This is a genomic window from Sphingobacterium sp. UGAL515B_05 (genome assembly GCF_033097525.1).
GTDB lineage: Bacteria > Bacteroidota > Bacteroidia > Sphingobacteriales > Sphingobacteriaceae > Sphingobacterium.
Genome location: NZ_CP109907.1, coordinates 3,814,983 through 3,837,588 on the forward strand (window position 1 = coordinate 3,814,983; position 22,606 = coordinate 3,837,588).

General features: G+C 40.4%; 22 protein-coding genes. 16 read left to right on the top strand and 6 right to left on the bottom strand.

Annotated features, from left to right (window positions below):
* Nucleotides 1-6: 6 nt before the first annotated feature.
* Nucleotides 7-711: a hypothetical protein gene (locus OK025_RS15495; RefSeq protein WP_317665074.1), complete on the bottom strand. Its 705-nt coding sequence runs from the start codon at nucleotides 709-711 to the stop codon at nucleotides 7-9.
* A gap of 134 nt (nucleotides 712-845) precedes the next feature.
* Here OK025_RS15495 and OK025_RS15500 point away from each other — a divergent pair, with 134 nt between their 5' ends.
* From OK025_RS15500 to OK025_RS15545, 10 genes are all read left to right on the top strand, one after another.
* Nucleotides 846-1,223, top strand: coding sequence for a hypothetical protein (locus OK025_RS15500; RefSeq protein WP_317665075.1), 378 nt, complete (start codon nucleotides 846-848; stop codon nucleotides 1,221-1,223).
* 83 nt (nucleotides 1,224-1,306) lie between these two features.
* Nucleotides 1,307-2,161 (top strand): FixH family protein, encoded by an 855-nt coding sequence (locus OK025_RS15505; protein ID WP_317665076.1) that lies wholly within the window; start codon nucleotides 1,307-1,309, stop codon nucleotides 2,159-2,161.
* Between the two features lie 42 nt (nucleotides 2,162-2,203).
* Entirely contained in the window at nucleotides 2,204-2,695 is a 492-nt protein-coding gene (locus OK025_RS15510) for a cytochrome c (protein ID WP_317665078.1), read from the top strand.
* Between the two features lie 48 nt (nucleotides 2,696-2,743).
* Nucleotides 2,744-3,091 carry a hypothetical protein gene (locus OK025_RS15515; RefSeq protein WP_317665080.1) on the top strand — a complete coding sequence of 116 codons (348 nt, stop codon included), beginning with the start codon at nucleotides 2,744-2,746 and terminating at the stop codon, nucleotides 3,089-3,091.
* Between the two features lie 39 nt (nucleotides 3,092-3,130).
* Nucleotides 3,131-3,997, top strand: coding sequence for a helix-turn-helix transcriptional regulator (locus OK025_RS15520; RefSeq protein WP_317665082.1), 867 nt, complete (start codon nucleotides 3,131-3,133; stop codon nucleotides 3,995-3,997).
* Nucleotides 3,998-4,245: 248 nt separating this feature from the next.
* On the top strand, nucleotides 4,246-4,812 hold the full coding sequence (locus OK025_RS15525) for an RNA polymerase sigma-70 factor (protein WP_317665084.1): 567 nt from the start codon (nucleotides 4,246-4,248) through the stop codon (nucleotides 4,810-4,812).
* Nucleotides 4,813-4,960: 148 nt separating this feature from the next.
* A complete protein-coding gene (locus tag OK025_RS15530; RefSeq protein ID WP_317665086.1) occupies nucleotides 4,961-6,166 on the top strand; it encodes a FecR family protein in 1,206 nt (401 codons plus the stop codon).
* Between the two features lie 178 nt (nucleotides 6,167-6,344).
* Nucleotides 6,345-9,578 carry a SusC/RagA family TonB-linked outer membrane protein gene (locus OK025_RS15535; protein ID WP_317665088.1) on the top strand — a complete coding sequence of 1,078 codons (3,234 nt, stop codon included), beginning with the start codon at nucleotides 6,345-6,347 and terminating at the stop codon, nucleotides 9,576-9,578.
* Between the two features lie 2 nt (nucleotides 9,579-9,580).
* Entirely contained in the window at nucleotides 9,581-11,332 is a 1,752-nt protein-coding gene (locus tag OK025_RS15540) for a RagB/SusD family nutrient uptake outer membrane protein (RefSeq protein WP_317665089.1), read from the top strand.
* A gap of 536 nt (nucleotides 11,333-11,868) precedes the next feature.
* On the top strand, nucleotides 11,869-12,042 hold the full coding sequence (locus OK025_RS15545) for a hypothetical protein (protein WP_198385947.1): 174 nt from the start codon (nucleotides 11,869-11,871) through the stop codon (nucleotides 12,040-12,042).
* 32 nt (nucleotides 12,043-12,074) lie between these two features.
* Here the strand turns inward: OK025_RS15545 and OK025_RS15550 are convergent, their stop codons facing one another.
* Complete coding sequence (locus tag OK025_RS15550; protein ID WP_317665091.1) at nucleotides 12,075-12,833, bottom strand: TIGR03915 family putative DNA repair protein; 759 nt, start codon at nucleotides 12,831-12,833, stop codon at nucleotides 12,075-12,077.
* The gene (locus tag OK025_RS15555) at nucleotides 12,833-14,086 is read right to left on the bottom strand and encodes a putative DNA modification/repair radical SAM protein (RefSeq protein ID WP_317665093.1); all 1,254 of its coding nucleotides are present in this window, start codon (nucleotides 14,084-14,086) and stop codon (nucleotides 12,833-12,835) included. The genes OK025_RS15550 and OK025_RS15555 overlap by 1 nt, the downstream gene beginning before the upstream one ends.
* A gap of 182 nt (nucleotides 14,087-14,268) precedes the next feature.
* Here OK025_RS15555 and OK025_RS15560 point away from each other — a divergent pair, with 182 nt between their 5' ends.
* On the top strand, nucleotides 14,269-14,775 hold the full coding sequence (locus OK025_RS15560; RefSeq protein WP_317665095.1) for a pyridoxamine 5'-phosphate oxidase family protein: 507 nt from the start codon (nucleotides 14,269-14,271) through the stop codon (nucleotides 14,773-14,775).
* An 88-nt stretch (nucleotides 14,776-14,863) separates the two neighbouring features.
* Here OK025_RS15560 and OK025_RS15565 read toward each other — a convergent pair whose 3' ends face one another.
* Genes OK025_RS15565 through OK025_RS15575 form a run of 3 tightly spaced genes read right to left on the bottom strand, consistent with a single transcriptional unit; the run spans nucleotide 14,864 to nucleotide 15,946 of the window.
* Nucleotides 14,864-15,016, bottom strand: coding sequence for a lmo0937 family membrane protein (locus OK025_RS15565; protein ID WP_112376008.1), 153 nt, complete (start codon nucleotides 15,014-15,016; stop codon nucleotides 14,864-14,866).
* 53 nt (nucleotides 15,017-15,069) lie between these two features.
* Nucleotides 15,070-15,147 carry a ClbS/DfsB family four-helix bundle protein gene (locus OK025_RS15570; RefSeq protein WP_411567703.1) on the bottom strand — a complete coding sequence of 26 codons (78 nt, stop codon included), beginning with the start codon at nucleotides 15,145-15,147 and terminating at the stop codon, nucleotides 15,070-15,072.
* A complete protein-coding gene (locus tag OK025_RS15575) occupies nucleotides 15,134-15,946 on the bottom strand; it encodes a ClbS/DfsB family four-helix bundle protein (RefSeq protein ID WP_317665098.1) in 813 nt (270 codons plus the stop codon). Before OK025_RS15575 ends, OK025_RS15570 begins: the two co-directional genes overlap by 14 nt.
* Between OK025_RS15575 and OK025_RS15580 the strand changes: the two genes are divergently transcribed.
* The 5 genes from OK025_RS15580 (at nucleotide 15,945) to OK025_RS15600 (ending at nucleotide 22,320) form a co-directional block, all read left to right on the top strand.
* Complete coding sequence (locus OK025_RS15580) at nucleotides 15,945-16,394, top strand: protein-disulfide reductase DsbD N-terminal domain-containing protein (protein WP_317665100.1); 450 nt, start codon at nucleotides 15,945-15,947, stop codon at nucleotides 16,392-16,394. The genes OK025_RS15575 and OK025_RS15580 overlap by 2 nt on opposite strands.
* Nucleotides 16,395-16,588: 194 nt before the next feature.
* Complete coding sequence (locus OK025_RS15585) at nucleotides 16,589-17,206, top strand: hypothetical protein (RefSeq protein ID WP_317665102.1); 618 nt, start codon at nucleotides 16,589-16,591, stop codon at nucleotides 17,204-17,206.
* A 25-nt stretch (nucleotides 17,207-17,231) separates the two neighbouring features.
* Nucleotides 17,232-17,828: an outer membrane beta-barrel protein gene (locus OK025_RS15590; protein WP_317665104.1), complete on the top strand. Its 597-nt coding sequence runs from the start codon at nucleotides 17,232-17,234 to the stop codon at nucleotides 17,826-17,828.
* 218 nt (nucleotides 17,829-18,046) lie between these two features.
* Complete coding sequence (locus tag OK025_RS15595) at nucleotides 18,047-20,761, top strand: GH116 family glycosyl hydrolase (protein WP_317665105.1); 2,715 nt, start codon at nucleotides 18,047-18,049, stop codon at nucleotides 20,759-20,761.
* Between the two features lie 347 nt (nucleotides 20,762-21,108).
* Nucleotides 21,109-22,320, top strand: coding sequence for a GTP-binding protein (locus OK025_RS15600; RefSeq protein WP_317665107.1), 1,212 nt, complete (start codon nucleotides 21,109-21,111; stop codon nucleotides 22,318-22,320).
* The last annotated feature ends 286 nt before the right edge of the window (nucleotides 22,321-22,606 follow it).

Below are 22,606 nucleotides of genomic sequence, written 5' to 3' on the forward strand. Positions count from 1 at the left end.
CAAATTTTAGCTGTTTTTTGATTGTTTCAGTTCATCAATTGTCCGGTTGTAGCGGTCATAAATGACTTTTTCAGGTTCAAAATTTGGATTAGGTTTCCAATATTCTTCGATCTGAACCGTATTTTCCCTTAAGGTGGTCTTTGAGCTCAGTAGTGTTCCTTTTCCATGGACTTCGTTTATGTCAACAGGGTTGATGGAGGAAAAATGTTTCTCTAGCATTTTTGGTATTTCGGGAAAATTGATGCAATTCTCATCTATAACGACCTTTTTACTTTTTTTTATCAGGGGTAGGAGTGCTTTGGCTATCCATCCCGGTTTCTCTGACGCGATTTGAAATGCCGGTTGTGTCAGATAAAAGATGAACTGTACCCGATCGTCGCTGTGGTAGTTGCTGTACACAATGGTTTCGATAGTTTCCCACGCAATAAATTGGGTTGTTTTTAGCAGGGGGATTTGGTGGGATAGGCCCTTAGCATCAGATGTTACCCTTTCCTGTTGCGCTATCTGTCGTGCCATGGTTTTCTCAGAGACTCGAAATCCAGCAGTCATACCGTATAGGATAATACCGGGAAATAGGATGAAAAGTCCAGAAACGAAATAGGCACCTACGACTTTGCTGTCATGAGCAATCATAAATATGGTCAAACCTATTCCAACGCAGATAAACAGCCCAAGAAATAATTTAATGATTAAAAGAGGATTAAACTTCATTTGCTCAAAGCCCGTGATTTTTAGTTAAATGTACCAAAAGTTATTGATTTTTCAGAACGTATATGGACATATTGAAAAGAAACAATTCGTTGCTGGTATGTCAATAATTAGTATATTTGCTGCACTAGCGATACATGAAAGCGAAACAATTGATATGGATTCTATTGCCGCTGATGCTCCTGCAGAGCTTCTCGTCGGTATGGCTATGGACTGTTTTTGAATTTAACAGAGATTATATCGCTAAGAATGAGTGTATCAATCGATTCAACGAAAAGGCACTTTCCTGTAGAGGACAATGTATTTTGATGAAGAAAATGCGTGAACATGAGGAGAAGGAACAAAAGAACCTTGAATCACGTATCATTGACGTTGTATTTATCAATAATCAGCAGCATTTTAACCTTGATATCGCTTTTTTTGAAGAAGCAGCTGCGGAGACCTTACTTCCAGCATATCAGGCAAACTATTCCTATAGACCAATCTTTACTATTTTTCATCCACCTTTGGTTTAAGTCATTTTGCTTTTCGTACGGGCTGTCGGCATGTTGACTGATGGCAGGTACTGTCTATTTTCAAAAGATTTAAATCAATACATATGAATTTATATTCCCGTGTCGGGACTGTCGGGGGCGTAATCTTACTGCTGCTCGCGTTTTCAGTTACTTTTTTAACTTCATCCTGTACTGCCGATCATTCAGAAAAGAACGGTAAGAATGCTACGGATTTTATCCGGCCTAAGGAGACCGATCTAGTCCGTATAGCGGATACAGTTTGGGAGGCTACCAAATATGCCGTATTTGCGGATGCCAAACTCAACAATAAATATCATACTATTTACCTGCGTTTAAGAGATACTTTGGGAAAGCCGATCAATGATAAGTCGCTTGATTTCTATCCAGAAATGAGTATGGGACGCATGAAGCATGGTGGCCCCTTTGAACCTCCAATCGCGCTTGGTGAAGGCTGGTATAGCAGCCGGATGGTTTTTATAATGGCAGATATCCCGCAGATGGGAACGGGTTGGCAATTACATACGATACGCAGTCACGGTCGTATAAAAGATACGCTCGCCATTAAGATTCCGGTTACTGCCGCAGCAACCATGCGAACGATGAGTTCAGGAACCAGAGACGATAGCCGCGTATTTATTTCCTGTCTATTGCCTGATAGCGTAAAGCAGGGAAAACATCCGATTCGATTTTTAATGAATAAAATGGATGGTCATCATTTTCCGGTATTAGATCATTATGTCATTAAACTAAAGACCACTATGCCTGCTATGGGACAGGAATCTTTGGGGAATGCAGCGGCCGAAAGTACAGGTAATGGTTACTATGAAGGCACTGTTAATTTTTCTATGCCGGGTCGCTGGGAAGTCATTGTCGAACTATGGAAAGCGGGCAAAAAATCAAATCAGGATGATATTAAATATCTGATACAGGTCAATTAATACGTTCAGAACTTATTTTACCAATATACTTAAACAATAAAAATGAAAAAGAGAATCAACGTAATCCTATGCTGTTTCGGTTTTGTAGCTATACTGGCGTGTAGCGGAAATGAGGGTACAAAAGCCAAGAAAGAAGATCGTACTCAACAACCTTCTGCAGCTGAGCCCGCTGCGATGCTCGATTATAAAACAGAAGGATCCAAAGGCGTAGGGACTATTACGTCCTTTGAACACAAAGCCTTTGATGCGCAGCTTGCAAATAAGGGGGTAGAATTATTTGTCTCAAAATGTGCAATGTGCCACAGTTTTGATCGTACATTAGTTGGCCCATCATTGGATGCTGTCATCAAACGTCGCACACCAGAATGGATTATGAACATGATGCTGGATCCGGCAACTATGTTGGAGAAGGATGGCGACGCGAAAGCGCTTAGCAAGGAATATGCTTCACCAATGATTAGTTTGGGCTTGAAGCAAGAGGAGGCGCGTGCCATTTTAGAATATTTGCGCGAACGTAATAGCACTGCAAAATAGATCGGATCAATGAAGTTTCAGCGCTGTAGATGGTGGTTTTGTATGATAATGGCTTGGGCAATATGTGTGCAGGCAACCAATCTATTGTGGGCATTTATTGAATTTGAGTGCAATCGCACGTATATCGCGCAAAATCTCTGTGTCAATCGTTTTGAACCGGCCGTGAGCTGCAAAGGTTTCTGTTACCTCAGTGAGAAAACGGTTGAACAAAAGGATGTAAACGATGTACTTGCTAAAATGAAGGGGATGGAAACATTGGTCTTCGTGCAGTATATGAAGGAAATCTTGCTGTGCTCTCCAATAGTACCTGTTGTGAAGATTATCTATCCGAAAACCTTTGCTTCCGATACCTCTAGGGGGATCCTACCTGAAATTTTTAGACCGCCAATTATTTGATTATTCCACAAGTGTTTTTTACAGAATAATCATATAGAAATGGTAGTACGAAAAGAGAAACTAGATTTTTTAAAATTAGAAGATATTGATTCCACTTCGAGGGGAATCGTTATTATGCCTATAGCAGATTTTTTAGGAGCTAAAGCAAATCAGAATACGCTACATGTAAGATCGTTTTATAGCCTTTTGTTTGTTAAGAGTGGTGAACTGTTTCTGGTAGCCGATCAAAATGTACATCTTGTAAGTGCCCCGGATATAATTAGCATAAATTCAAATTGCGTATGTAGTTTTCAGGCGGATTCGTCCATAGAAGGATACAGTGTCTTATTTACGGAATCGTTTTTCATGGAACGACAGAACACAGAAGTAACAAACTACTTTCATTTTTTAAGGAGCAGGTGTAAGCATACATTTGTACTCTCAAAAGAAAGTGTGACCAGTTGTCTACAGGTCGTAAGTTTGATGCAGTCTGCTTATAATTCAATAAAATTGAGCGTTAATGACGAATTAAACCGCTACTTAACCATACTGTTCCAGATTTTGGGGCGGCAAATCGTGGTCGATCATGTGGCTACAGAGCAGGATGAAGGCGACGATAAGATCCGAAATTTTGAGTCGTTGGTTGATAGCCATTACACGCAGCAGCGTTATCCGTCATTTTATGCAGCGCAATTGAATATATCGATCAATTATCTCAATCGGATTTGTCGCAAAAAAAGATCGACTAGCTGCGGTAGTATTATCCGTGGGCGCATACTATTGGAGGCAGAGCGTTTGCTTTACCATACTGTTAAAACGGTAAAAGAAATTGCTTTTGAACTCGGTTTTGAAAATGTACCATATTTCAGTACATTTTTTAAAGCAAATAAAGGAATGAGCCCTGAGGAGTTTAGGAAAAACTGTTAATTTAAATACGTCTAAAAGCCTTTTTCAAAACTGAAAAAGGCTTTATTTTTCCGTTATAACGCCTTCCTGAGGCTTGATAAAAAGAATAAAAATGGATTTTCCATTTCCTTTTTATATTTTAGTAATAAGATTCAACCAATTATCTTCTATTACCAAAAAAGTATCGAGATAAATTTATGTTCGCTTAACAGTAAAGTTAAATGGACATCGTTTATTTATCCATATTTTTTTACGATAAGAAACAACCGATGAGTTTAAAGGAAATGCCTATAGAGATGAATACGTTCACTCTTTTCCAGCAAGGAAATGAGCAGGCTTTTCGACGTGTGTTTGAAAAATATCAACCAGAGATCTTTTCACGTGCTTTATATTTCTCAGGTCAGTCGGAAGAGGCGGAAGAGATTACACAGGAAGCTTTTGTGCAATTATATCGTTATCGTGAAAAAATAAATGCACCGGAATCAATTTATCCCTTTTTATATCGCGTGGCCAAACGTATGGCTATTTCTGGATTTAGAAGAAAGGTATTGCGCGACCAATATGAACTCGAGCGGCATGCAGATTGGGAAGAGGCTGGACAGGCCCTTGCACAACAACTGGACTACCGTGAGCTGCAACAGGAATTGGAAAAAATCATCGGAGAACTTCCTGAACAGCAGCAGCATATCTACCGCCTAAATAAGCTGGAGGATCATAGTTATCAGGATATTGCCGAACAGGTGGGGCTATCCAAAAATACGGTACGCAATCATCTGGCATTGGCCAGCAAATTTGTCCGCCTTCGTCTGGACAAGATTTTTCTGTTTTTTTTATAACCTAAAGTAGCTTTAACATAGCATAGGTATTAGTGCCCTAGATAATCAAGGGGATGATGTCGCTTTTATTTTTTTTAAAATATTTTCAACTCCATTGGTACATCTTTCTTTTTCGCTCGATTAGTTATTATAGAAGAGCAAAGAAAGCATGAATGAAAATAAGGAGTACAGTGAACTGATCACAAAATATAGAAGAGGTTCTTGTAACGCGGCAGAGATAAAACGGATTCAGGAATTGATAAATGACCCTAAGTTTCTTACTGCTTTGGAAGAGCAATGGGAAAAGGGGGAACATGTTGTCGAGCAGGCTGCTATTGACAAAGAACGACGGTTTCAACACATTTTATTGCGCATAGAGGCGGGTGAAAAAATTAAAGCGATTCCTGATACCCGTAACACCGGACGACCAAGACGCTTGTGGCTTAAAATGGCCGCTTCTATTTTTTTATGTGCTTTTGCAGCTTCACTATATCTTTATTTACAACAAGCTTCCAAACAGACTAGCGAAAGAAGAGTCGTTAACCAAAATTCGATCGTAGTCCCGGGAAGACAGACAGCACAGATCCTATTTGATGATGGAACTGCTGTCGATCTTGAAAAAATCATTGGAGATACCACCATTGTGCGCACATCGTTTACTGTTCGTAAAACCAAGGACGGAAAAATTACCTATCATTTCCCGCAGGGACAAGCTGAAAATAAATTGGTATATAATACGATAGTGACACCTAAAGGCGGTGAGTACAAATTGGTGCTTCCCGATGGTACACAGGTGTGGCTCAATGCTATGACGAAAATTCGCTACCCCATCAATTTTCGGGCGCAGATTCGAGAGGTTGATCTGGAAGGTGAAGCTTACTTTGAGGTCACGAAGCTTATGAATGGAGGCAAACGTATTCCTTTTATCGTGAAAACGGGTGGACAGTCGTTGGAGGTGCTAGGGACGGCTTTTAATATCTCCAGTTATAATCAGCAGGTAGTTACTACACTTACTGAAGGAAAGGTGAAATTGACCTATGCGGGAGCCCAAGTTGGCGAGAAGTTCCTGATACCCAATGAACAGTCACGATACGATATCAAGAAAGCTGTATTTACCAAAGCTGTGGTTGATCCTTTTTACTTTATGGCATGGAAAAATGGGAATTTTGCCTTTGACGACGCTTCAATCTATGAGGTGATGGAGGCAATTAGCCGTTGGTATGACGTCGAAATCCGCTATCATGGCAATTTAGAAAAAGTTCGCTTTTCGGGTTCAATATCCCGATATGAAAATATCGATAAACTGTTGAAAACAATCGCCCTAGCCGGGGGTGTCCGCTTTGAGCGGAAAGAAAGGAGGGTAGAGGTAATGTAACAGGAAAAAAACAGGAGTGTTGGAAGCACTCCTGTCTAATTGATGGATTTTGGATAAATCCTAGATTGATAGATCAAGTCGCTTATTATTAATTTATCAACCAATGCAAATTTATAAAAAAAATCGGGCTCGCGTTTTCCCGATCAAGGAAAACGTATGCTTTAAAATTCCAATTTCAATGAAATTGTCTATTGCTTTGCCGCTCTTATTTGCCGCAAATATGCATGTCGGAGCGATGACTTACGCACAAAAGGTAAGTTTATCCATGAAAAATGCCAAACTATCTACCGTTCTCAAAGACCTACAGAAGAAAAGTGGTGTTAATATTTTCTTTAACGAGTCCATCTTTTCGGAAGATAAGCTTGTCAATGTAAATTATAGAAATGTACCATTTAACGATGTATTGGAAGACATCTGTAAGCGATACAAGATCGATTATAAGCGTGTAGATAATAATATTGTATTGAATCGCACCACGGCTGCCTTGTCGAAAACAGAAGACATTCGGATGAATATTCAGAAACGGCAGATCACAGGGGTAGTCAAATCAATAGACGGTAAGGGGCTTGCTGCTGTAACGGTAACAGAAAAAGGAATGGGCAATAAGACCAGTACCCAAGCGGATGGTAGCTTCCGAATTGAGGTACAAAGCCAAAATCCTGTTCTTCAGTTTACGATCGTAGGTTACCAGGCTAAAGATGTCGCTGTCAACAATAACAATGTATTGACTGTTCAATTGGATACGGTTATCAATGCAATGGATGAGGTTGTCGTTGTGGGATATGGAAAGCAGACGAAGCAGGATCTAACAGGTTCTGTCAATCAGCTGGACGAAAAGAGTTTCAGACAGGGAGCTGTCATCTCGGCCGATAATCTAATTCAAGGTAAAGTTCCCGGCGTGCGTGTAGTAGGGAACAGCGGCGAACCAGGCGGTGGCGTGGATGTAACGATTAGAGGGGTAGGTTCTATCCGCAGTGGCAGTACACCATTATTTGTTGTTGATGGAGTACCCTTGAGCAATGAAAATGTGAGCCCTGGTGGCCAGGATATCGGTTTTGGTTCAAGTAGACCTAAAAATCCACTGAATTTTCTGAATACAAGCGATATCGAATCCATTACGGTACTTAAAGATGCTTCGGCAGCGGCAATCTACGGGGCAAGAGGTTCTAACGGTGTGGTGATTATTACGACAAAAAAGGGCAAGAAGGGGGAGGCCAATCTGACGGCTGATTCGTATCTGGGATTTTCTTCGGTGGCTCATAAAGTAGATGTGATGTCTGCCGAACAATACCGCAGTGCAATAAAAGATAAGGCGTTTGATCATGGTAGTAACACCGATTGGCAGGATGTGGTCTATCGCACGGCAAAAACAAGGAACAATTCCCTCTCCTTTTCAAAGGCAAGTAGTACAGGTAATTATTATGTGTCTGCTGCACAAATGGACCAGCAGGGGATTGTGCAGAACAGTGATTTTAGACGAACTTCTGCTCGTGTTAATGCTTCCGAATCGTTTTTGGATGATAAAAGGCTTACGGTTGGATTTAACCTTACGGCTAGTGAAACCAAAGATATCGGTGTACCGACAAGTGACAATACAGGGGCATTTGGCCAATTGATTACACATACTTTGATGGCTAATCCCACCCGTTCGGTATTTGATGACAAAGGGAATTTTACAAATTTTAATATGAATGCGCATTACAACCCGATGTATCTGTTGGATATCTATCGGGATAATACGCGGACACTGCGTGCATTGGGTAATTTGGATATTTCTTTTCGCATTATCGATGGGCTGGTATACAAGTTCAATTTAGGAATTGACCGCGCCATGGGTGAACGGAATACCACTATTTTCCCCAATATTACCGACCTCAATCCACGAGGAAGATTCATGAAATATAATCAGAATTCGAAAAATACCCTGCTCGAGCATTACCTGAATTATAGTAAGCTGATCGATAAACATAAAATTGAAGCTTTAGCGGGATTTTCCTATCAGAAATTTGATAATGGAGGAAATGGTTATACCATTGATGGTATCGCAAATAAGGGGGAAGGTGTACTTCCTGAAAATAATCCGGGCTACGCTGGACGTCCAACAACAGCGACAGGTTTTTCTCAGGAGAATGAACTGCAGTCCTATTTTACACGTGTAAACTATAGTTATGACAATCGTTACCTGTTGACAGCTTCCTTGCGCGCCGATGGATCGACCCGATTTGGAAAGAATAACAAATATGGTTATTTCCCTTCATTTGCTTTAGGCTGGAATATCGCTAAGGAAAACTTTCTGAAAGAGACCAATTGGCTGAATGACTTGAAATTCAGGGCCAGTTGGGGAAATACGGGTAATCAAGAAGTGCAGAATAAGATCACCAAAGCGAGTTATTCCTTGGCAGCTGGCAATGGCTATTACATGAATGACGACCTTGCACTGGTCAACGGCGTATCTGTCAATCGTACACCCAATCCAAATTTAAAATGGGAGGTTGTGACACAAACAAACTTCGGTGTTGATTTTGATTTGTGGAAAGGTAAATTGTACGGAACATTGGAATACTACAATAAAACCACCACAGATGCAATATTAAATATCCCTTCGCAGGTATTGAGCCCTACGGCCGATATATGGGTCAATATCGATGGTAAATTGGTGAATAAAGGATTTGAGTTTTTACTCGGATCAAAGTTGATCAATAAGGAAGGATTTAGCTGGACAGTGGATGTTAATGGTGCTACACTGCAAAATAAGATCGAAGATTTGCCAGTATCCGAAATTCTTTCCGGCGCTATTGCAGGACCAGGGCAATCTGGTGTGAACGTCAATATTTATAAGAGCGGATATGCTGCCGGCTCCTTTTATTTATGGGATTATGAAGGAGTAGATGATAAAGGTAATTACCAATATAGTGACCAGCGTCGAATTATCGAAGGGGCTTTACCCAAATTTACCTACGGTCTGAACAGCCAAATGTACTATAAGGCATTTGATTTTTCTTTTTCATTTATCGGACAGTTGGGCGGTTATAATTTTAATAATATGGCGATGAATGCCTTGAATATTAATAATCTGGCATCGGATAGAAATGTGTCCAATAGGTATTATGCGCCCAATATCAGTCCTTCCAATAACCCGCAGATTTCAACGCTTTACCTCGAAAAGTCTGATTTTATTCGTCTTAATTCTGTTCGTTTAGGCTATACGATACCTTTGGTCAGCAAGAAATGGGTTCAATCCGTTGGATTATACGTAACAGGACAGAACCTATGGACGGTAACAAAATATTCGGGATATGATCCGTTGATCAACAGCCCGCGTGTAAGTAACGGCAACCAGTCGCTGGGGGTTGATTATACGGCCTATCCTTCGGCGAAGACATTTTTATTTGGTGCAACGATTAAATTTTAGTGATGAAAAAGATTTTTTTTAATAAATATATCCTCTGCCTATCCTTTATGTTGCTTTTAGGTAGTTGTACAAAGTTGGATGAGCAAGTACTCGATGAGGTGCTTGGTGACGATGCTTCAAATCCCGAAGGCGCATTGGCCGCGGCTTATGATCGTCTGGGAAAAGGAACTTTTGTTGATCATGGTGGGGTTTTTGCGCTCCAGCAATATACCACTGATGAAGCTATTTTGGCAACCCGTGGAAGTGATTGGGGCGATGGTGGTAAATGGCGTTCAATGCATGAATTTACCTGGACACCAGATAATGCCATTGTCACGGACAACTGGAATATGTTAACCAATGGAATCACACGAGCAATGACGGCGATTAAAGCTGTGACAGCGTCAAATATCCCACAAAAAAAGCTCTTTCTTGCTGAATCCAGAGGACTATTGGCATTTTACATGTATACGGTTCTGGATTTGTATGGTCAGGTTCCTTATAGAGACCCCTTGGATGAACGTGCTCCTCTGGAAATAAAAAAGGCAGCCTCTACGATTGATGAACTGATTGTAGAAGTCGAAAGATTACTTCCTGATTTGGCTTCGTTGGGCGATCAATCCACCCACAATGGTCGATTTACGAAGGAAGCAGCCTACGGTTTATTAACACAGATGTATCTCAATCGTGCTGTTTTTAAAAACAGGATGGCAAATACCTATGAATTTACCGAGAAAGCTGTCTCTGGTGAGGGAACAGATATGGATAGGGTCATCTATTATTCGTCACTGCTGATCAATTCTTCAAAATTCCGTTTGGAAAGCAACTATTTTAATAGCTTTTCCATTAAAAATGAGAAAGGCCCTGAGCTAATCTGGGTAATTACACAGAAAATCGATAAGATCAGAAATGGATCCAATTCTTTTGCTTACGTCTGCGTTGAACGTAACCAGCGGCCTACTCCGGTAAATCGTGGTACCAATGCAGCCTGTATCACACCTGAATTTTATGCCACATGGAATGGAAATCATGATGATCCACGTTTCTCAAGAAAATATCAATATAGCGACGGTACTTGGTTTTATAATGATCGGGAGCAAAGTGTTCCATCGACAGATATTGTACCGGGGACAAATCTGATGTGGTTTCATTTTAACCGCGGTATTATTGAAGGCCAACAGTATGGGCCAAAGCTGACTGCAAATGGGGCTTTTGAAATGACCGTAGACGGACGTATTAAGGTATCGCAATTGTCTATGGAGAAAAGCGCTGGTACAAAGATGGTATTTACTCCAGAACTCAATTTTGACGATCCCAAACAGGCTGTCTTTAAACAAGATCAAATCAATCGTGGTGTTCGGGTTTTTAAATATGAATACGATCCCGGGGACGGCAATGGCTCAAGCAATGTTGATATACCATTGGTGCGCCTTGGGGCAATTTACACCATGCGTGCAGAAGCTTATTTCAGAAAAGGAGAAGTGAATTTGGCGCTCAACGATATTAACAAATTACGTTCATCACGCACAAGGGAGTCACTCTATGGAAGTGAACCTGGGAAGACAATTTCCTCGTTGAATGCGGGCGATCTTTACCGTGAAATTGCTTTTGAAACCTACTGGGAGCTGCTTCGTCGCCCACAAATGATACGTTTCGGAAAGTATGATCTGCCTTATAGTGCCAAACCGGCAACACAGCCATTCAGGCGTCTGTTTCCGATTCCACAAAGTGTTATGGATGTGACGAAGGATTTTAAACAGAACGAAGGATATTAAAAAAGCAGTATTAAAATGAGTTCTTAAAAAAATGTTCCTCCTATCCCAACGATAGGAGGAACATTTTTTTAAGAAAATACTTTATACTATTAAGACCGTGGAATGCTACCTGTATATCCGGGGACCCAAGTTTATTTTTTCTTTTCGGATTTTTCCTTACCATCAACAGGTAAATCCAATATAGCCATTAATAATAGATAATAACCTTTTTCCAATCCTATTTTTTGTGCTTTTTGGTGTATTGTGTCCATATCTTTAGTCAATTATTGTTTAAATACTATTTTGCTATTTGGGTAAACAGAATCAAATGCTGTACCCAAAAGCTTCCCATGTCCCGTTAACCGTATTTTTAGGGTGTAAATAACGTAGCGCATTCACGTTGTGACAAAAAAATACGGACTACCCAAGTATTTAATGCAGTGAACGTATCAGACGTATCGGCAGCGAGATGTAAAAAGTACATGAACGTCATTGCTGTAAAACATTTTCAACGTCAGTATTGTCATACTTCCAATTAATAATTAAAACAGGTATTTATGAAAAAGATAATTCCATTTGCACTCATGTCGAGTTTATTGATGCTCGTGTCGAGCTGTGCAGCAATAGAGGGTATATTTAAAGCTGGTGTGTGGTCGGGCATCCTATTGGTTGTTGTCGTAGTCGCTATTGTCATTTGGTTGGTGAGCAAGCTATTTGGCGGATCAAAATAATGATATGAATAGGATTTTCGTTGATTAGGGACTTATTGTTTTTCGACGAGATATTTCCAGTAACGTTTGGGAACATGTCTTAAATGAAGCTTCAGGTTTTTGCGTGATTCAATAGAGGTACTCTTAAAATAAGTCTTCCAGAGATGCTGATAATCCTTTTCTTGAGGATCGAGATCCACTTCTAGTTGATATGGATCTTGAACCTCGTTATCATTATTATTTGATACCTCTAAGATATTTTTGCCATCATAATGGAAGCCATAGTTTCGCCGTATATCATAAATCAACCAGCACTGGTCGGCGAATCGGTTTTTAAAGAAGTCTACAACCAGGGGGATCACATTGAAATCGGGTTCAACGATGGCTGTGTAGAGATTATCGTTGGACTTGACAAATCGGATAAAAGCCTTCATGCGGTGTCGTTCGCGACTGATCTTTTTGATCGTCTGATGGATACGGAGTATAGGTGGGTATCCATAATTGCGTATATCCAATTTTCCCCTTCGAAAAAGTTCGATAATGAGTCGAAATCCATTGAGCCATTCCGATTGATTATCGGACAAAAAGTTATGATAAAAAATTTTTGTTTCTTTTTTTCCAAGTATCTTTTCCATTGCCACTAAAATGCGCGTGGCTTTTTTAACATCAGTATGAACCTGTCGCTTCTCCGAAAAAATATTTATTTCCACAGACTTTTCTGTTGTGGGAATGCTATCAAATTCTCTCCGTTCAAAGGCTTCAAATACACAACAAAGATATCCGGAATAACTTCCGTCAAAAATATAGTCCATTAGAAAAGTGTTAGCTGGGTATTAGAAGCCGTAATTTTTGTACGAGGGTTACTTTCAAGAATAGACTTTCTGATGTTTTCGGGATAGTGGAAGCCTCCAGCGATGAGCGTATCCTGGCAAACCATAAAATATTTGGCGCGATTATAGGCAATGCCTATTTTTCGAAGTTGATATTCTTTTAATTTTCCATATTTGCGTGACTGTACAATTTTGTTTGCGGATTGTCTGCCAATACCGGGGATTCGGATAATCCATTCATACGTAGCGCTGTTGATGTCGATGGGAAAGAATTGCGGGTTGCGTAGCGCCCAAGCAAGCTTAGGATCTATTTCCAGATCGAGCTGTTGATGCGTACTATTGAGTATTTCATGAAGCGAAAAACCATAAAACCGAAGAAGCCAATCTGTCTGATAAAGTCTGTTTTCACGTACAAGAGGCGGTGATGTCCCAATTTGGGGAAGGTTGGAATCGGTCGCGTTGATGGGAATATATCCCGAATAATAAACCCGTTTGAGATTGTAATCTTTATAGAATGTATTGGCGGCCTGCATAATCTGTAGGTCGCTTTCTGGAGTCGCTCCAATAACCAGCTGTGTACTTTGGCCTGCTGGTACAAACAAGGGTGTTTTCTTGTCTTTTTTTCGATCCTGCTGAAGGTTGAGGATTTCATTTTTAATAATCGATAGCGGCTCGCGAACGGATTGATGGTCCTTTTCGGGGGCAACGAGCTTGAGCCCCTCCTCAGTGGGAATTTCGAGGTTCACACTCATCCGGTCAACATATAGACCTGCTTCTTTTAATAACGATTCACTCGCACCCGGAATCGCCTTGAGATGGATATAACCATTAAAACGTTCTTCCGTTCGAAGTTTCTTAACGACCAACATTAAGCGTTCCATGGTGTAGTCGGCAGATTTGAAAATACCCGAACTTAAAAAAAGACCTTCAATATAATTACGACGGTAGAAGTTCATGGTCAATTCGACAACTTCCTTTACCGAAAATGCGGCTCGTTGTACGTCATTGCTTCGTCGGCTCACACAAAATGAACAGTCGTAGATGCAATAATTGGTCATTAAAATTTTTAGCAGGGAGACGCAGCGACCATCTTCGGTGTAGGTATGACAAATGCCACTAGTCGATGAATCACCTATACCACCACTATTTTTTCGTTTACTTCCGCTTGAGCTGCAACTTACGTCATATTTAGCGGCATCAGCTAATATTTGCAATTTATCATCAAAACCAAACATGATTTATTTTCTAATATTTTGACGTAAAAATACTAATATTGTTAGTATTATGAGCGCGTAAAATTACTTGATTTATCTTTTTTTACTCGTACTTTTCCCCATTCACTGCCGAATATAGCCCGAATTTGCTAAAAAAATAAACGATTTTCTATAGGATATTGTTCCTTAATAAACGACATATTATGGCAGAGAATAATTTAAATAACAAAGAAGCTTTAGATAAGCTTAAAGCAATTGTAGATCAAATTGATGTGGGAACAGTGTGTTCATTTCCAGCTGAATCGGAGTATCCACATGGGGTTCCAATGAGTAGACAAGAAGTAGACGAAGATGGAGATATTTGGTTTATTTGTTCTGCTGAGAGCGATACCTTTAAGAATATCGCACAAAACCCAAGAGCTTCCTTATTTTATGCGGACCCAAAACACTACACCTTTCTAAGTATAAATGGTATAGCGAGTCTTTCGCGAGATCAGGAAAGGATCGATCGTTACTGGAACAAAATGATGGAAGGATGGTTTGAGAAAGGTAAGGAGGATCCCAATATCCGATTGTTGCGTGTTACGCCTAAAGATGCTCATTATTGGGATTCAGACTCCAATATGATTGTTAACCTGTTTAAAATGCTAAAAGTTAGACTAACAGGTGAAACGGAAGATATAGGTAAAGAAGGAGATCTGAATATTTAAGTTCCTTAGCTAAAGAATTTACAGCAAATACAAGCTCCTCAGCGTTAAAAATGAGGAGCTTTTTATCGTAATAAACTGCTTACAGTCTTCACGCGTTTCCTTTAATTACACGCAGAAGCACTGCAATAATAGCGATAACCAAAAGAATATGAATTAGTCCTCCGCCAACGAATCCACCAAAAAAACTGATTGCCCATATCAGGACCAAAATAACAGCGATAGTATATAATAGATTTCCCATAGTAATGAATATATGTGTTTATTGAATAACAATATTTATCCAGCGATGGTTTACTATTTTTTCTCTTTTTTCCACTTACGAATTCTCCCGACTGCATTTTGATAAGGTGAAGCGGTGTTAAATTGAATCATTCTGCCTAAGGTCCATTTTCCATACCAGGTTACACCATACAACTGCATGTTTGTTTTTTTGCTCAAGGAGTTCCATAATTGTTAAAACAGTTTGATCTAATTTTGCGCACAAAGTCGTAAAATCTAGGTGGGCATAATCCTGATAAAATTTTTGAGCCAGTTTGCCTAGCTCATTCCATTTAAAACCAGTCTCCGGAAAATCAACCTCTTTGTCATCTTCACTTTTCTTATTCCATTTGAGAACCAGCTCACCCCAGCCAATTAAATAGGAAATTAGATTATTTATACTCATTACTGTTCCTTTAGCATGACCCTGGAGTATAAGAAGATTAGTTTGATCGACTGGAATATCTGATAGTTCACAGACAAGCTTGCTGTAATTTGTACGGATAGCTTGAAGGAGTTCGTCTTTTGTGGTTGGTATAGCCATGGCATAAATGTGAATCATGCATAAGATACAGATAATTATGTAAAATTGATTAGCTCGGGATGGAGCTGTAGCGCAGAACGCGTTCACAAGCTCACAACAGACAATGTTTGACAATTCCCTTTGTTTTAGTCTGATAGCCTTTTTTGAATATATTACTGGAATTGAAAAAACTGAGCCTCTAAAAGTGTAAAAAATATGGTTTAATTGGTGTTTTTTGATAAAATTTATTGTTTTATTGTGATCATGTTGTGTTTTATTCTGTTTATAGCGAATATTGTTGTAAGCATTTAAATGGTGTTTTTTACAGAAAAAATACTGTTTGAAATGTGCTGCCGATGAAATAATAAACTGAAAAATTGATACAAACATGAAAAAGATTTTATTGTTAGTGACCGTGGTTATGTTCGCCGTTTCGGGCGCATTCGCTCAGATCCATAAACCTGTAAAATGGACTGTAGCCAGCAAAAAATTGAACAACAAGGAAGCTATGGTTTACGTGAAGGCTACCATTCAAGAGGGTTGGCACATTTACTCTCAAAATGTAAAAGATGGAGGACCAATTCCAACATCTTTCAATTTCAGTAAAGCCGTTGATTATGCGTTGGTAGGTAAGACAGCTGAACCAAAACCAAAGATTAAACACGAAGAGGTTTTCAAAATGGATGTAGGATACTTTACAAATGAAGTGATCTTTCAGCAAAAAGTTTCGCTCAACAAAGGAACTGCAACAGTAAAAGGTACAGTGGAATGGCAAGCTTGTGACGCTTCACAATGTCTTCCTCCCGATGAATATGCTTTTGCCGTAACGATCAAATAGTGTCATAATTAACAGCAATTGACGGTCTAAAGCGATTTGGTGCTTGGGATAATTGATAGAAAAAGGAAAATTTAAGGATAAAGGCTAGGTATGATTACCTGGCCTTTTTTGTTTAAGGGCCTTTTGGTATAAAAAATAGGCCCTTTGGTATAATATGTTAAATCTATTTTTTACGAAATTTTAGTTTTGTTTAAATGGATTACACAAACTTACTTCAGCAGGCAGATCTTTTTTTAGTGCAGAGTTACCGCGAGAACCACAATCCACAACTGTGTTTTCACACGATTGATCGGGTGCGTGATATTGTAAATGCGGTAGTTATCCTGAGTGAAAAGTATAGCTTGACGGTCGAAGATAAATTCGTCGTAAATTGTGCCGCTTATTTTCAGGATATAGGTTATCTATTTGAAGGGGTAAAAGGAACCCGCCAGAGGAGCGCAACTGCAGCAAGGTGTTTTTTACAGGAACATTTGGTTGCAGAGTCCGTAATCAAAAAAGTTGAAATGTGCATTTTTGCAACAAGACCCTCGAAAAAGCCAGAAAATCTGCTGGAAGAAATAGTTGTGGATGCAGTCTCATTTCATTTGGGAAGTAAAAGTTTTATTGATCTTAACCAAAGGATGTATCTGGAGATAAACTATAGAAAAAATCAGGTGATCGACGAGCGCATTTGGTATGCGCTGACCCTAGTCTTCTTGCGAAATCATGCTTATTTTACACTGGAAGCCCGAATGTTGAAGGAAAGTATAAAGAAAAAGAATATCGCCTATTTTGTGAAGTTGCAAATTGCCGGAAAACAGTTATTGGTCTAATGTAATGGTGTGTTTTATGGTAAAAATGATAAAGATAGATCGATTCAAGTTGAAGCATGGTGCGCTAGTTTGTTTTTTGATCATGGGATTGTTTGGTTTCAAGACCGCCTGTTACGGACAAATGGGCTTCGGACTTCGGGCCGGTGGTAATATTTCACGCGCAAATGGTTATGTTTTTGGTGGCAATAGAATGGGGTATCAATTGGGCGGAGATTTGATTTTTGGACTTAATAACAAGATGGATATTCAAGTTGAGCCTAGTTATAACTTAACCCGTATACGTGTTAATGACAACACAGCTTCTCTTTCCGGAGGTTTGTCCAAAGGGACCCGTTCGCTGAAATACCTCAACACTCCGGTGTACCTTAAAGTTAATTTTACGAGAAAATTTTCTATCCTGGGCGGTCTAGACCTTAATTTGTTGCTCAATGACGACGCTTATAAGCTCAATGATGGAAAACCAGCGTTCAACAGTCGTACACGGATAGGTTACGCATTAGGGATAGACCTTGGCGCGCTGTATTTTAGATACCGACAGTTCAAAAAGAATAATAAAATCGTAGACAACTGGGATGCGCATATTGACCAGTATCAACTGGGATTTAAAGTGCGTTTGTTTTAAGCTAATAGTTCCACTGGTAGGTAACCTTTACAGACTTTCCTGTGCTGTAAGCTGAGCCGCTCTGATTTTGCTACATCAGGCGGCTTTAACTTTTTTAATAATTTACCATTTGTTGTGGGGATGTTTGTTGCTGGATATCAGGGATATTTCAATATCTTGTGCAGACAAAACCAATAGTTCCTTCCGCTAAATTCGGGACGGCAATAAATTATAAACGAATGGACAGAAGAAGTTTTTTTAAGAAAGCCAGTTTAGTTGGCCTGGGCGTATTGGCCAGCAAATTTCCTGTATGGTCAAATACCGTATTTGCCTGGGATAAACCTGTTCACAACATTCCAGCGGAAAAAGGTCTCAGCAGGCAATGGTTTGATTCACTGTATGAAAAGGGAGAAAAAATCACCTATCGAAAAAGTAAAAACGAGCTTCGGTACATTGGAATGCCTGTAGGTGGTTTACATTCGGGTACGGTCTATATAGGAGGTGATGGTCGGCTATGGTTGTGGCAGATATTTAATACGGCTTATGATGGTGAGTGCGAGGGGATAGAACCTAAAAATGTGCAATGGAACAATGGAAAAGAATTGGTCACTGTAAGGCCGAGGGATGGATCTGCTTATATTGAGCCTGCTATAGCAGACAACCTGCGGAGTATGGAACAGGGCTTTGCGATTTCAACTGCGGTTAATGGAAAGCAGTTGATCAAAGAGCTCCGAGAAAACCACTGGGATGAGGTTGCATTTGAAGCAACATATCCTACCTGTAAAATTACCTATAGCAGTGCAGATTTCCCATTGGATGTGGTGTTGGTTGCCTATTCGCCATTTATTCCATTGGATCAGGATAATTCTTCTTTGCCACTTACCACTATACATATCGAATTGCAGAACAAAGGCGACGCGTCAGTCGATGTAACGGTCACGGGCTGGATGGAAAATGGTGTACATAAAGGGCGGAAGGATTTTGATGCGGTAAAGAAACGCTCTTATCTTACCGAACATGCCGATACTCAAGTGTTGCTTTTTAGTTGCGATCAGGTTCCTACTCAAGCCATGGAAGCTGGCGACCATGGATCAATGGCTTTTACCTGTATTGATTTCGATGCGCAACCCACGACGAGGTTAGAGGAATGGCCTGTAAAACCGCAGGAGGTAAAGGCGGATAGGGTGGATTCGACCGTCGATTTTTCGGATTTGCAAGTAGGTGCCTTTACGGTAAAACGGACAATAAAAGCTAGGGCGACAAGCCAAATTTCTTATGCAATATCCTGGTATTTTAACAATCCGCACCCTAAACTGAAACTTCACCTCAAGGATGCGCAATCGGGCTATTGGTATGGTGCCAGGTTTAGTAATGCGGCCGAAGTAATCAATTATTATTTGAACAATCGTGAAAAACTCGAGAGCGAAACCATGGCATGGCAGCAGACCTGGAATGATACAACACTGCCGTACTGGTTTATGGATCGTACTTTTGTCAATATAGGCACACTGGCCACAGCAAATACCATGCGTTTTGCTTCGGGAAGATTTTGGGGCTGGGAAGGAGTAGGGGCATGTGCCGGTACCTGTACGCACGTTTGGCAATATGGGCAGTCCATGGGCAGGATATTTCCGGATCTTGAACGTAATTTACGTGAAGTGACGGATTTAGGTGTTGGCTTTCAGTCTGATACCGGTGCCATCATCTTTCGTGCTGAATATGAAAAAAGACCAGCGATTGATGGGCAGGCTGGTGTTATTCTACGCTTCTATCGCGATCATCAGATGAGCAGCGATAGCGAATTCCTTAAGCGAAACTGGCCTAAACTTAAGAAGGCAGTTCAATTTGTTCTTGATCAGGATAAAAACAAGGATGGTATGACCGATACGCCAATGGAAAATACACTCGATGCGGTCTGGGAAGGTGAAATTGCCTGGATTGTCGGGTTATGTCTCGCAGCAATACAGGCTGCTGCATTGATGGCGAAGGAAGTAGGTGATAAAACGTTTCAAAAATTGTGTTTGGAATATGTTAGTAAGGGATCTGAAAATATGGATAGCAAACTCTTTAATGGAGAGTATTATATTCATCGTCCCGATATGCTGCAGGGGCGAAAAATGCTAGGCTCTTATAATACCTGTCATATTGACCAGGTTTATGGTCAGGCCTGGTGCAGACAAGTGGACATGCCGGGGGTCAATCGTCAGGAGAACGTAGTGTCTGCATTGAAAGCACTCTGGAAATATAACTTTACCATGGATGTTGGCCCCTATATAAAAACACATCTTGGGGGAAGGCCTTATGCCTTGGCTGGGGAGGGGGGCATGGTTATGAACACTAATCCAAAGAATGAAGACAAGGCTTATGGGGACAATACGACCTGGCAATTAGGTTATTTCCATGAATGCATGAGTGGCTTTGAACATCAGGTCGCAGCACATATGATGGCTGAAGGCATGGTTGACGAAAGTTTAACATTGACAAGGGTGATCCACGATCGCCATCATGCTGCCAAGAGAAATCCTTTTAATGAGATTGAATGCAGCGATCATTATGCACGTGCCATGGCAAGTTATGGAACCTTTATCAGCGCCTGCGGTTTTAGTTATCATGGGCCGAAAGGACAGATTGGATTTGCCCCTAAGTTAGGAAAAGCAGATTTCAAGGCGCCTTTCACAACAGCAAAAGGATGGGGGACCTATGCCCAGAAGCGAAAAACTAAAGGGCTATGTCAGTGTACACTGACCTTGAAATATGGTCAATTGATGCTTCATGAATTTCATCTAGGTGATGCGGATGACCTGTCGCTCAATAAAAAACAACTCATTGTAAAGCAAAATGAAAGGTCGATTGAACTGGTTGAGCTGAAACGCACCGATGGGCGTCTGATCCTTAGTTTTAAGGAGCAAGTCATGCTAAAAAATGGAGATACACTAACAATACAATGGCTATGAAAAAATGGATAAATAATTTGCTTCTTAACACAAAATCAATCCCGCTGATGCACGAAGAAGTATTCGCGAAAATGGATAAAGCAGTACAGCTTTTGGGTTTGTCGGCTGAAGACAGAGTCAACTCTGTCTTACAGTTCCCTATTTATCGAACTGGACTGCAAGTATTGGGATGCTGATCGTGAACGTATCAAGGCAACGTCTTGCTGATCAGGTTAAATGAAACTTATCTTAATCATTGATAAGTGTTAAGGGCATTTGGAAGACTTTTGGTTTAGTGTGCACAATAATAAAGCAACAGTGTTGCATTTAAGTGTTATTGTTTTTACATTTGTTAAAACGAAATTACTATGAGCAGCATTTCCAAAAAAACTAAATTGCCTGTCACCGTTTTAAGTGGATTTTTAGGCGCAGGAAAAACAACACTATTGAATCATATTTTACACAATAAGGAGGGTAAGAAGGTGGCCGTCATTGTCAATGATATGAGCGAAGTGAACATCGATGCACAGGCTGTTGAGCGCGAAAATGTACTTTCACGAACGGAAGAAAAATTAGTAGAGATGAGCAACGGATGTATTTGTTGTACATTAAGAGAGGATTTGATGGTGGAGGTGGAGCGACTAGCGAAAGAAAACCGTTTTGATTATCTTCTTATCGAAAGTACTGGTATTTCGGAGCCTATCCCTGTTGCCCAAACATTCAGTTATGTTGGTAATGATAATGCGATTGACCTGTCTACATTCAGTTATATTGACACCATGGTAACAGTTGTGGACTGTTTCAACTTTGCCAAAGATTTTGGAAGCGCCGACACCTTATTAGATCGGAAATTGACGGATGACGACTATGATAATAGGGCGATCGTAAATCTGTTGACTGATCAGATCGAGTTTGCGAATGTTATCCTCCTCAATAAGGCCGATCTGGTATCTGAGGAAACTTTGGGTACGCTGGAGGCTGCAATTGGGCGGCTCAATCCAGGTGCAAAGCGTATCCGTACACAATTTGGACGCGTTGACCCCCGGGAAATTATGGGTACGGGCTCTTTTAATTTTGATGAAGCTTCATCTTCGGCAGGGTGGATCAGGGAACTTGAAAATGAACATACACCCGAAACAGAAGAGTACGGTATTTCATCTTTTGTTTTTCGATCGCAACGGCCCTTCCATCCACAACGGCTGCACCGTTACCTCAACGAGCGTTACCCGCACAATATCATACGAGCCAAAGGTCTACTGTGGTTGGCCTCCCGACCGCATTTGGCCATCAGTTTTAGTCAGGCAGGTGGTAGCGTAAGGTTGGAAAGTGCAGGCTCATGGTGGAGTAGCATGCCCGAAGAGCAGCGCTATCAGTATCCCGGTTATGCCGAAATCAGAGCTGAACTTCTTAAACGTTGGCATCCGGAGTGGGAAGATCGAAAAAATGAATTGGTATTTATAGGTCAGGATCTGGATAAAGAAAAATATCTGGCGGAGCTGGAAGAATGCCTGTTGACCGAAGAAGAAGGCGATGACTGGCGTTTTACCTGGTGGAAAGACGAATTTCCTAAAAATATTTAAAACTATTTGCGATCTGCATCGGTTAAAAAAGTAAGTAATGTAGGTTAGATATTGTATTTTTCGAAGGTCAGGGGTTGATTTCCTGGCCTTTTTTATGCTGATTTGTCAGATGTTATTAAGTTACGGTTCTGAACCTTCATCAATCCCCCATAAAAAAAATAGGGATCTCTTCCTAAAACGCTTGATCATGATAGTTGAAAATCATCCTTATGATTCCAAAAATTTCAAAGTGTTATAGCAATTTTGAAATTGTATAGTAAAAGGACAGCATAGTTGTGGGACAATT

Bases quoted from the DNA above. Each gene is read 5' to 3' on its own strand.
- OK025_RS15495 (WP_317665074.1), bottom strand. From the start codon at position 711: ATGAAGTTTAATCCTCTTTTAATCATTAAATTATTTCTTGGGCTGTTT.
- OK025_RS15500 (WP_317665075.1), top strand. From the start codon at position 846: ATGAAAGCGAAACAATTGATATGGATTCTATTGCCGCTGATGCTCCTG.
- OK025_RS15505 (WP_317665076.1), top strand. From the start codon at position 1,307: ATGAATTTATATTCCCGTGTCGGGACTGTCGGGGGCGTAATCTTACTG.
- OK025_RS15510 (WP_317665078.1), top strand. From the start codon at position 2,204: ATGAAAAAGAGAATCAACGTAATCCTATGCTGTTTCGGTTTTGTAGCT.
- OK025_RS15515 (WP_317665080.1), top strand. From the start codon at position 2,744: ATGGCTTGGGCAATATGTGTGCAGGCAACCAATCTATTGTGGGCATTT.
- OK025_RS15520 (WP_317665082.1), top strand. From the start codon at position 3,131: ATGGTAGTACGAAAAGAGAAACTAGATTTTTTAAAATTAGAAGATATT.
- OK025_RS15525 (WP_317665084.1), top strand. From the start codon at position 4,246: ATGAGTTTAAAGGAAATGCCTATAGAGATGAATACGTTCACTCTTTTC.
- OK025_RS15530 (WP_317665086.1), top strand. From the start codon at position 4,961: ATGAATGAAAATAAGGAGTACAGTGAACTGATCACAAAATATAGAAGA.
- OK025_RS15535 (WP_317665088.1), top strand. From the start codon at position 6,345: ATGAAATTGTCTATTGCTTTGCCGCTCTTATTTGCCGCAAATATGCAT.
- OK025_RS15540 (WP_317665089.1), top strand. From the start codon at position 9,581: ATGAAAAAGATTTTTTTTAATAAATATATCCTCTGCCTATCCTTTATG.
- OK025_RS15545 (WP_198385947.1), top strand. From the start codon at position 11,869: ATGAAAAAGATAATTCCATTTGCACTCATGTCGAGTTTATTGATGCTC.
- OK025_RS15550 (WP_317665091.1), bottom strand. From the start codon at position 12,833: ATGGACTATATTTTTGACGGAAGTTATTCCGGATATCTTTGTTGTGTA.
- OK025_RS15555 (WP_317665093.1), bottom strand. From the start codon at position 14,086: ATGTTTGGTTTTGATGATAAATTGCAAATATTAGCTGATGCCGCTAAA.
- OK025_RS15560 (WP_317665095.1), top strand. From the start codon at position 14,269: ATGGCAGAGAATAATTTAAATAACAAAGAAGCTTTAGATAAGCTTAAA.
- OK025_RS15565 (WP_112376008.1), bottom strand. From the start codon at position 15,016: ATGGGAAATCTATTATATACTATCGCTGTTATTTTGGTCCTGATATGG.
- OK025_RS15570 (WP_411567703.1), bottom strand. From the start codon at position 15,147: ATGATTCAATTTAACACCGCTTCACCTTATCAAAATGCAGTCGGGAGA.
- OK025_RS15580 (WP_317665100.1), top strand. From the start codon at position 15,945: ATGAAAAAGATTTTATTGTTAGTGACCGTGGTTATGTTCGCCGTTTCG.
- OK025_RS15575 (WP_317665098.1), bottom strand. From the start codon at position 15,946: ATGTTTGTATCAATTTTTCAGTTTATTATTTCATCGGCAGCACATTTC.
- OK025_RS15585 (WP_317665102.1), top strand. From the start codon at position 16,589: ATGGATTACACAAACTTACTTCAGCAGGCAGATCTTTTTTTAGTGCAG.
- OK025_RS15590 (WP_317665104.1), top strand. From the start codon at position 17,232: ATGATAAAGATAGATCGATTCAAGTTGAAGCATGGTGCGCTAGTTTGT.
- OK025_RS15595 (WP_317665105.1), top strand. From the start codon at position 18,047: ATGGACAGAAGAAGTTTTTTTAAGAAAGCCAGTTTAGTTGGCCTGGGC.
- OK025_RS15600 (WP_317665107.1), top strand. From the start codon at position 21,109: ATGAGCAGCATTTCCAAAAAAACTAAATTGCCTGTCACCGTTTTAAGT.